This window comes from Flavobacterium sp. UMI-01, assembly GCF_019656315.1.
Classification (GTDB): Bacteria; Bacteroidota; Bacteroidia; order Flavobacteriales; family Flavobacteriaceae; genus Flavobacterium.
Genome location: NZ_BPLU01000067.1, coordinates 45,380 through 47,462 on the forward strand (window position 1 = coordinate 45,380; position 2,083 = coordinate 47,462).

The window sequence follows — 2,083 nt, forward strand, 5'->3', positions numbered from 1 at the left end:
AAGGTTACGAGCTTGAATGATGTTGTCTTCAATTTGAATGCGGTTGGCTCGTTTGCTTACCATACGTTGTGCGAGTGGTTCTAGTGTTTTGAAGGCGTTGGTGGCTTCTATTTTTTCTTTCATGTTTAGTTGATTTTTTGGGATTATAACACCTTCATTTTTTAATTTCTTTTTAAATTCTTCTTTGGTCAGATTTTGCTCTTTAGCTTCTTTCCAAATTGCGTGGGCTGATTTTCTAGTTTTCATTAAAATATTAATCTTCATCGTTATACCGCTTTTGGTTGATCCAAGTGACTAAATGCGCTTTGGCTTGACCATTGGTGGCTAGGTTTGCATTGTATTTTTTGAGTCTTAGGAAACATTTTATTTTGTCCTGGTCACTTAGTTTGTTCCAAGCTTTCTCTGAGTTTTCCTTTTTAACCTTGAGGTTGTATTGTTTCCAAATGTTTTCAAAGGACAAATCAAAGTCGGTCATTTCAACGGTGGTGGGCGGGTATAGTTTTTCCCAATCTTTCAAGTGGGCTTCTTTCCAGGGAAATTTTCCTTTGTGGTATAGGAAGGTTTCTTGTTTATCGGTCAAGTCGCCTTCCATGACTTCAAAGTGGATTAAAACACCTTTTAAATTGTATTTAAACTTCCAAATTTCGCCGCTTCTTATCTTAACGGTGTAGGTACGGTTCATTCGTGATAACTTATATTGAAAATATCTCTATGATTGTATATACATGGAATACCAAGCCTTTTTGCCAAATCCAATTCAATTCTTGCACCTGGCGAATTAGTATAATTGTCTAACATTAGAATCAGGTCACATTCCATAAGTGCTGCAATGCACTTTCGCATTGCTACTTCCCAACTGGCGTTCCAGTCATTAACAACTTTTAAAGGATTAACAGCTTCATAACCAATTTTCTCAATAGCTGCCTGAGCTACATCAAAGTTCATTGTACATTCTTCCTGTGGCAATCCTGTGACTTTTCCAGCGATGTATATTTTTTGTTTCATTTATGCGAGTTTTTGATTTAAATCATTAATTGTTTTTTGAATTTCCAGCCTGATGTATGGGTCTTGAACGCCTTCAAGTTGCTGTATTAGTAGCAGTTCTAACATATCGGCTTCATGATACTTTAGAGTTACTTTGATTTTCTTTTTTGCATCAAAAAGATTTCTTTTTGCTTTTATATGAACCGCTTTTCCATCGAGTTTGGAAGCGACATCAATAGCAATTGACAAAGTTGCTTTGTTTCTTCGGGTATGCGCTTTAGTATTGTAAACGGCTTCAATTGTAGCTGCTATTATTAGGGCGTTTTCTGGAGTTAATTTTAAGTCTATTTTCATTACATTATTTCTAATAATAGTTGAACATCAGATTTTGTTACTGGACGACCATTTAATACATGCCCACTTATTTCAACATAACCAGATGTGAAATTTCCAGCGGCATCGTACTCATAGGTTATATCAATCGAGCTGTGGTGTTTTACCGTTTCCCACCATCGGTAATATCCTCCATTGTCTAGTTCGTCTCCAGTTTGTTCTTTAAACCCCATAGACAATAATTCCTCTATTGTAAATATTTCTTTTTCCATTTTTAACATTTGGTTTTAGGTTTCTTTATAATCTTCTAATGGGCAGTTATCGGGAATTTCAATTATCTCGCTGTTACTTTTTGAAGTATGCCTAAGCAAAAGAAAAGGCTGTCCTTCATTATTATCACACACATTATAAAATGTGTAATTATCCTTAGGGTATGGAAGGAATCGGCAATTTTCACACTCGTTGCACGATTCGATAACTTTATGTATTTTTTTCATTTAACATTCGGTTTTAGGTTTTGATAATTGTTCGCCACAATCGACACAGAATTCGGCGATGGTTTCGCATCCGCAGGTGGCGGTTAGGGTTCGGGTTTCGGCTATGTCATGTGGACATACTTCTGTGATGCTATAGTTTTCCATTTAGATTGTATTTTTCCAAACCGCAACACCGTCTAAGGCTACTATTATTTTTGAAACTTCTTCTGGTGTCATATCCTTTAAAGGCTTTTTAACTGGGCTTTTTTTGCTTTTTAAAAAGCGGTTAA

The 2,083-nt window shown here is 35.8% G+C and carries 6 protein-coding genes; all 6 read right to left on the bottom strand.

Features of this window, described 5'->3' with window-relative positions:
• The coding region (locus tag K5R64_RS14090; protein ID WP_220764334.1) for a hypothetical protein at window positions 1-264 on the bottom strand (264 nt) is incomplete at its 3' end.
• Window positions 254-682, bottom strand: a complete 429-nt coding sequence (locus K5R64_RS14095) for a hypothetical protein (RefSeq protein WP_220764336.1) — start codon at window positions 680-682, stop codon at window positions 254-256. The genes K5R64_RS14090 and K5R64_RS14095, both read right to left, overlap by 11 nt.
• Window positions 679-1,005, bottom strand: a complete 327-nt coding sequence (locus K5R64_RS14100) for a DUF4406 domain-containing protein (RefSeq protein ID WP_220764338.1) — start codon at window positions 1,003-1,005, stop codon at window positions 679-681. The genes K5R64_RS14095 and K5R64_RS14100 overlap by 4 nt, the downstream gene beginning before the upstream one ends.
• Complete coding sequence (locus K5R64_RS14105; protein WP_220764340.1) at window positions 1,006-1,338, bottom strand: hypothetical protein; 333 nt, start codon at window positions 1,336-1,338, stop codon at window positions 1,006-1,008. It abuts the gene before it with no gap.
• Window positions 1,338-1,589 (bottom strand): hypothetical protein, encoded by a 252-nt coding sequence (locus K5R64_RS14110; RefSeq protein WP_220764342.1) that lies wholly within the window; start codon window positions 1,587-1,589, stop codon window positions 1,338-1,340. Before K5R64_RS14110 ends, K5R64_RS14105 begins: the two co-directional genes overlap by 1 nt.
• Window positions 1,590-1,814: 225 nt before the next feature.
• Entirely contained in the window at window positions 1,815-1,958 is a 144-nt protein-coding gene (locus tag K5R64_RS14115; protein ID WP_220764344.1) for a hypothetical protein, read from the bottom strand.
• Window positions 1,959-2,083: the final 125 nt, after the last annotated feature.